The organism is Arcticibacterium sp. (assembly GCF_055134445.1).
Genome location: NZ_JBSRVI010000082.1, coordinates 23,938 through 30,774 on the forward strand (window position 1 = coordinate 23,938; position 6,837 = coordinate 30,774).

Genomic DNA, 6,837 nt, shown 5'->3' on the forward strand with positions numbered 1-6,837 from the left:
AAGTTTTTTTATTTCAATTTAAGAAATAATTATAAGGCTCTAATTTTGATACTTCTAAAGTGTACTTCATCGCCATGGTCTTGCAGCAATAAATGACCCGATGGTGCTTGAGCAAAATCGGGATATTTACTGTACTTACTCTTTAGTATCAGGTTTCTGAAAATCTGTGAATGACGGTCGTACTCCACCATCTTAAGGTTATTGACCCAATGTTCCACTTGACCATCTTTTACAACCAAGCGTAATCTGTTCCATTTATCTGGCCCGTGAATCCGCTTATTGCTATCATTTTCTGATAGATTTTCTGCTGTAATAAGGTCGTAAAGAGAGCCTGTGGTGCGGTTGCCATTTACACCTTCTTTGGCATCAGGATGCACTTTATCATCTAAGATTTGAAATTCAGGGCCTAAACCCGTTCCTGGTTTTTTATTTGGATCATCTACTACAAAGTATTTTAAGCCGCTATTTCCACCTGTGGACACTTTGAAATCCATTTCGAGCTCAAAATTTGAAAATTCCTCGACCGTTTCTATATCACCACCCTTACGAACAGCGTCTTTTTTTGAACCTAAAACGGTCAAAACGCCATCTTCCATGCTCCAACCATCCTTCGGAAAAGCATTGCCATTGGCTATTTTCCAACCGGCAGAAGTTTTGCCATCCCAGAGTAATTTCCAGCCATTTTTTATCTCATTTTCAGAAAGTTGATTATGCAAATAACTTACTTCCTGAGCTTGCTCACCGTCTTTTATCCTAACCTTATCAAGATTTTCGGTAGCAATTCTGATGTTTTTCCATTGTACAGTTAAGCCAACTTGTTCGGGTTTCTTAATGGCGTGCACTTGAAATGCAATAAAACCTCTAGCCGTTTGCGGATCTATAAGATTAGCACAAGGAACGCCATTTACCCAAGTTTTAATACTTTGACCTGTGGCTTCTATATGGTATTTATTCCATTCTCCTTTCTTGAATGCTTGTCGTCCTTTTTGATTAATGGATAATGGGTATAGCCATCCCGTACGCCCTTCGTCAAAGATACCACCACTCCACGCTCTATCGCCAGATTCAATCTCAACCTGATAGCCATGTACTTTTCCAGCCATCACATTTGGGTCGCTTATGCTTCTAATTTGAATACCAGAATTGAGACCCCTTTCTATTTTGACCTCTAGTTCTAATACAAAATCACCGTATTCTGCTTCGGTACATAAAAATGAATTCGGGGTATTCAATTGGGAAATTCCAACTATTGTGTGGTCTATTACTTTATAATCGGCAGTGCCATTTCGCTTTACAAAACCTTTTAAATCTGTCCCATTGAACAGGTTTTTCCATTGAGCATGCGTGGTGATATTGCTACAAAGCATAGCCAGTATCACTATAATAGGATATTTTTTCACGTTATATTTTCAGCTAGGGTACCTAAATTTTTAATTGATCAGGAGCACTTCCTGATTAATTAAACAAGGTTAGTTTTTAGATTTAAAGAAGAATTAAAAAAAGAGAGGAAGAATCTTCTTCCTCTCTTTTAGTCTTGACTTAATAACCTGAATTTTGCGTCATTTTAGGAAATGACAAATCTATCTCTCCCTGGGGAATAGGTTTTAAGTTATGAACATCAGAAATGGACTGTCCTTTTGTCCAAGGATTATACTTTTTCACACGCTCAACCAATTTACCAGTACGTTTTAAATCAAACCATCTGTTAAATTCACCAAATAGCTCTCTGGCTCTTTCATCTAAAATTAAATCCACAGAAATATTAGACAATGTTGCTCTATAAGAAGCAGTACTTAAAGATTTTTGATCCCCAGGAGCTGCTGCTGCCAAAGGCTCTGTTCCTTTTTTAGCACCCAAAGCACGATCAAGCACTTTATTATAATAAACATCAGCGGTACCTAGTTTACCACCTTTTGCACCTTTTACGATTGCTTCAGCAGCAATCAAATAAGCCTCTGCCGAACGGAAAATTGCTTCATTGAAGGTACCATAGCCATCACCGTAAGGAATTCCAGGTTGCCAGAACTTCCACATTAAGGCTGGAGCAATTGGTAATCCAGAGTTATCAATAGGATAGCCTCCTCCAAACTCATCCGTATTGATTACAGAATAATTTTTCTTACCTCCTAAATCTACGCCTCTCTCTTCTAATTTAAGAGCCGGTCTATTCCATGGTCTTGAAGCTATCACAGTATCACCCACATTATAACTAACTCTCAAATCTGGATTAGAAATAGGTAGTGGTTTGTAATCTTTAACAGCCAGAAGTGCATACCCAACATGCACAAAATTATGGGCATATCTTGTATCATTTTCTGGGTCAAAAAAGCGATAGCCTGCTGGAGTTACATGAAATATACCTAAACTACGATTATAATCAGGTGTTCTTCCTTTAGTGCCAGGATACCCTTCTCCACTTGGTCCAAATCTCGAGTGCAAATCATTACCACCCTCAATAGTTTGAACAAATGCAGCATCTGTTTTATTGGTTAATACGTCAGCGTTATATTGAACGGCAAAGACAATTTCAGCATTTTTATCATTTTGTGCACCGGTGTATTGTGTTAAAGGATTATTTGACCTTTTAGGAAATAAATCACTGTAATTGGCCGCCAATGGATAGCTCTCAATCACCTTATCGGCATATTGTAAAGCCAGGTCAAAGTCCGCACTTGTACCTCCCAAGGAATTGTTAAAGTTCCAACCCCTGGTTAAATAGACTCTTGCTAATAAAAACTGAGCCGCACCTTTAGTTACTCTACCATAATTGGTTGCCGTAACAGGCAATTTGGCTTCACATTCTAACAAATCGCTAATTATTTGCTTATACACGTTTGCTGCAGGTACTCTTGGGAAATCTTTGCTTGGAGATGTAACTTCTGCAAGTGGCATAGGAATATCGCCCCATTGCTGAACGGCATAAAACAAACATAAAGCTCTCAAAAATTTAGCCTCCGAAACCCTAACATCCTTCAATCCTGCTGCCATGGTGGTGACATTACTAGCACGGCTAATAGCAGTATTTGTTCTTGCGATTTCTGCATAAATCATCGTCCAAAATCCCTGAATATCTCCATTATTAGCATTATAACGGCTATCATACACATCCCAAGAGCTCGGAGTGTTCTCTTTTCCAGTCACTGCCGATGGATTCCAACCAAGTGCAGACGTGAAAATATCTGTTCCTTGTAACGCTAATAATCTACCACTGCCTTGATGCAAGTTTCTTAAGATCGGATAACACGACTTTATCAAATCTTCAAAACCAGCCTCTGTGTTGTAATAAATATCGGTGGTTAAAGTTGACTTAGGAATTTCATCTAAGAATTCTTCCTTACAGCTTGATAATGTAACAAATAAAATTGTTACAAGCCAAAGACTATATCGTTTGAATATTATTGATTTCATTTTATTAAATTTTAAAAATTAAAAACTTACGTTTACGCCAATACTCATTGTCATAGATGGAACATCATCCTGATAAATTGCTGAGTTAAACTCCGGATCAAATCCAGTGAATTTCGACATGATTATCGGATTGATAGCTTGTGCATAAATGCGACCATTAGAAAGTTTCATTTTTTCCATAAATCCTATTGGCAGGGTATAACCTAAGGTAATGTCTGAAATTCTAAGAAAACTAGCATCTTCGTATTGAATCGCCGCACGATATGGATTTGCTACTGTTGCACCATAATAGGTATTCGAAGGGTTATCGCTCCTCCAATAATCTAATGAAGCAAGACTGTTATATCGTGTCCCTAATTCTCCAAAAGTTCCTGCGAGCGTATTGTTCTTATACTGAGTGCCATTTCTGTAATAGGCAAAAAACGAAAAATCAAAGTTTTTATATTTGAATCTATTGGTCATACCCATTAGGTAATTAGGGAGTTGTGAGCCTAAATATACTCTATCGTCAATACCCTCAGTAGTTGAAATCAGACCATCGTTGTTTTGATCTACCACCTTTACTGAACCCGGCACTTGTTTGTATACAAGGGCTGCCTCTTTTTCTGAAGTTTGCCAGATTCCGTCAAACTCGTAATCAAAATTTGCTCTAATTGGATATCCAACAAATAGTTTATTTCCTTTATCAACCAACTGGCCATCGCCATATAATTCGAGTAACTTATTATTGTTTTTAGTGAAAGTTAAAGTAGTGTTCCAAGTAAAATTACTTTTGGCCACATTCACTGTGTTTAATAAAATCTCTACGCCTTTGTTTTGAATTTTACCAACATTTGAAGTCACTTGAGAAAAACCTGATGCTGTTGGAATCTTCTGATTTAAGATCAAGTCAACTGTTTTTCTGTCATACACTTCTATAGAACCTGAAATTCTGTTTCTGTAAACACCGAAATCCAAACCAAAATTTAATTCTTTACTTCTTTCCCAACGCAGATCCTTATTCGCCAAATTTGATGGAGCAAAACCATAAGCTGCAGAACCGTCGAAATCATAAGCCGTATTTAAAAGACCCGCTTGAGTGCTATAAGGTGCTACTCCTGAGTTACCCACTTGGCCATAACTCACTCTTAACTTCAAGTTAGAGAGCATGTTAACACTTTCTAAAAATGATTCATCAATCAATCGCCATGCCAATGCCACGGATGGGAAGAATGCCCATTTGTTTCCGGCAGCTAATTGAGAAGCCCCATCGGAACGTCCAGTCACAGTTAATAAATATTTATCTGCATAAGAGTAATTCAATCTACCCATATAAGAGGAAATTGAACGCTCTACAAGGCTACTTCCAAAATTGGTAATTGCTCCAGTATTCAAAGCATACCAATCTGAGCTATATGGGAGGTTTTGAGCAGAAATAGTATAAGTTTCATTTCGTTGATAAAAAGCACTTTGTAATCCTGTTATACCAATTTTATGCTTACCTAAATCCTTATTATAGTTTACAATATTATCAAGGGTATAACTTCCAATAATACGGTTATCATATTGAACTCTTGGGAGTTTTCCAATTTGAGATTTTGACCATTGCCCTCTAAGGTCACCTGCTCTTGTAGTACCATACGTGGCTGATAAAGATGACCTAAAACTTAATCCTTTAATCGGCGAATATTCTACATAAGCGTTGCTCATTATATTTGCATTAGTCGACTGCAATTTTGAATGCTCAGGGTCAGTATCCAATAGTGGGTTGGGCACTTGTTTATCATTTATGCCCATCCAGACGGCTACACCATTGACATTCAAATCAGCATTTTCTGATGGATTTGCGATATCAGCATAATACGGAACACCCGTTGGTCTAGCCCTATAAGCACCTCTTAACGATTCTTGCGAGCCCAAATTTTGGTCAGAATAAGTTACATATGAGGTAAATCCTACTTTAAAATGTTCTCCCAATTTACTGTCAAGGCCAGCATTTAAGTTATAACGCTTATAATCTGTACTTAATACATTACCATCTTCACGTAGGAAACCACCAGAAAATCGATAGGTTGTTTTTTCATTTCCGCCAGAAACACTTATATTTTGGCTTGTTTGTGTAGCTGGATTTGTCACTAAATCTACCCAGTCTGTAGATTTATTGTTGTTTATGATATCCAATTCGGAAGCCGTAAAAGTTGCCCCAACAACACCCTCTAAAACTCTATCGGTATATGCCAATTTATAAAATTGCTGTGCATCCATCAATTCTGGTAAGTGAGCAGGAGATTTAACGCCAACATAAGAGTCATAACTAACTCGTGGCTTACCCGAAATACCTTTTTTTGTGGTGATAATAATGACACCATTTGCTCCTCTTGCACCATAAATAGCTGTAGATGACGCATCTTTTAATACATCCATTGATTGAATGTCGTTAGGATTAAGATTATTCATATCTCCACCCATCAGTCCGTCAATTACGACTAAGGGAGCTGTAGAATTATTAATGGTATTCTCTCCTCTAATCGTGATATTATAACCACTACCAGGGCGGTTGTCAGACTTGGTAACAGTAACACCCGCAATTTGACCTTGAATGGCTTTAGCTGCAAGGGTTGGATTGGCTCTAATGATATCTTTTGTTTGAATAGAGGCAACCGCTCCAGTTAAGTCGCTCTTTCTTTGTTCGCCATAGCCAACCACCACGACTTCTTCCAACAGGCTCATATCAGACTTTAGGATGATGTTGAAGTTAGTTTGATTCCCAATAGAAACATCTTGAGATTCATAGCCTACAAAGCTAAAAACTATAACATTTTTATCATTTGGAACATTTAAAGAAAAATTACCATTTACGTCAGTAGTAGTACCTAAATAAGTACCTTTTATGGTTACACTGGCTCCTACAATAGTCTCTCCTTGATCATCCTTTACGTTCCCTCCTATCCGTTTTTCCAATATAATTGGAGTTGTAATTTGAGTGTTTTCATGATCGATAGAGCCAATTTTGTTTTCAACTCTTTTTAATACTATTTGATTCCCTAAAACCTTATACTCCAATTGAAGTGGGTTTAGTAAGTTTTTTAAAACATCACTCAATTTTGAGTTTGCTACCTTTAAACTTACTCTACGATCTGCCTTAATTAGACTGGAACTATAAATGAACTTTATGCCTGCAGATTTTTCAATCTCGTTCAAAACTTTCTTAAAAGGTTGCTCAGCGACATTTAGGCTAATTTGTTTGTCGAGAATTTCTTGAGCATTGCCATCTTTTGCAAATGTGACCCCTGCAAAAGTTATTGAAATAAATAAAAAGGATAAAAAAAACTGCAAGAGGTTAGACCTATCCTTCTGATAATGTAGTCGTTTTATTTTCATAATGGTAAGAGATTAATTCGTTTAGGTATTAAGAGTTACAAAAAATTGAGTATTATATATAAATTTCAT

At 37.1% G+C, this 6,837-nt stretch carries 3 protein-coding genes; all 3 read right to left on the reverse strand.

Features of this window, described 5'->3' with window-relative positions; translation table 11 throughout:
* Positions 1 to 29: 29 nt before the first annotated feature.
* Complete coding sequence (locus tag ACTBZY_RS10445; RefSeq protein WP_463046278.1) at positions 30 to 1,400, reverse strand: 3-keto-disaccharide hydrolase; 1,371 nt, start codon at positions 1,398 to 1,400, stop codon at positions 30 to 32.
* 139 nt (positions 1,401 to 1,539) lie between these two features.
* Positions 1,540 to 3,408 carry a RagB/SusD family nutrient uptake outer membrane protein gene (locus tag ACTBZY_RS10450; protein ID WP_463046279.1) on the reverse strand — a complete coding sequence of 623 codons (1,869 nt, stop codon included), beginning with the start codon at positions 3,406 to 3,408 and terminating at the stop codon, positions 1,540 to 1,542.
* Between the two features lie 18 nt (positions 3,409 to 3,426).
* Positions 3,427 to 6,768, reverse strand: coding sequence for a TonB-dependent receptor (locus tag ACTBZY_RS10455; RefSeq protein ID WP_463046280.1), 3,342 nt, complete (start codon positions 6,766 to 6,768; stop codon positions 3,427 to 3,429).
* Positions 6,769 to 6,837 lie beyond the last annotated feature (69 nt).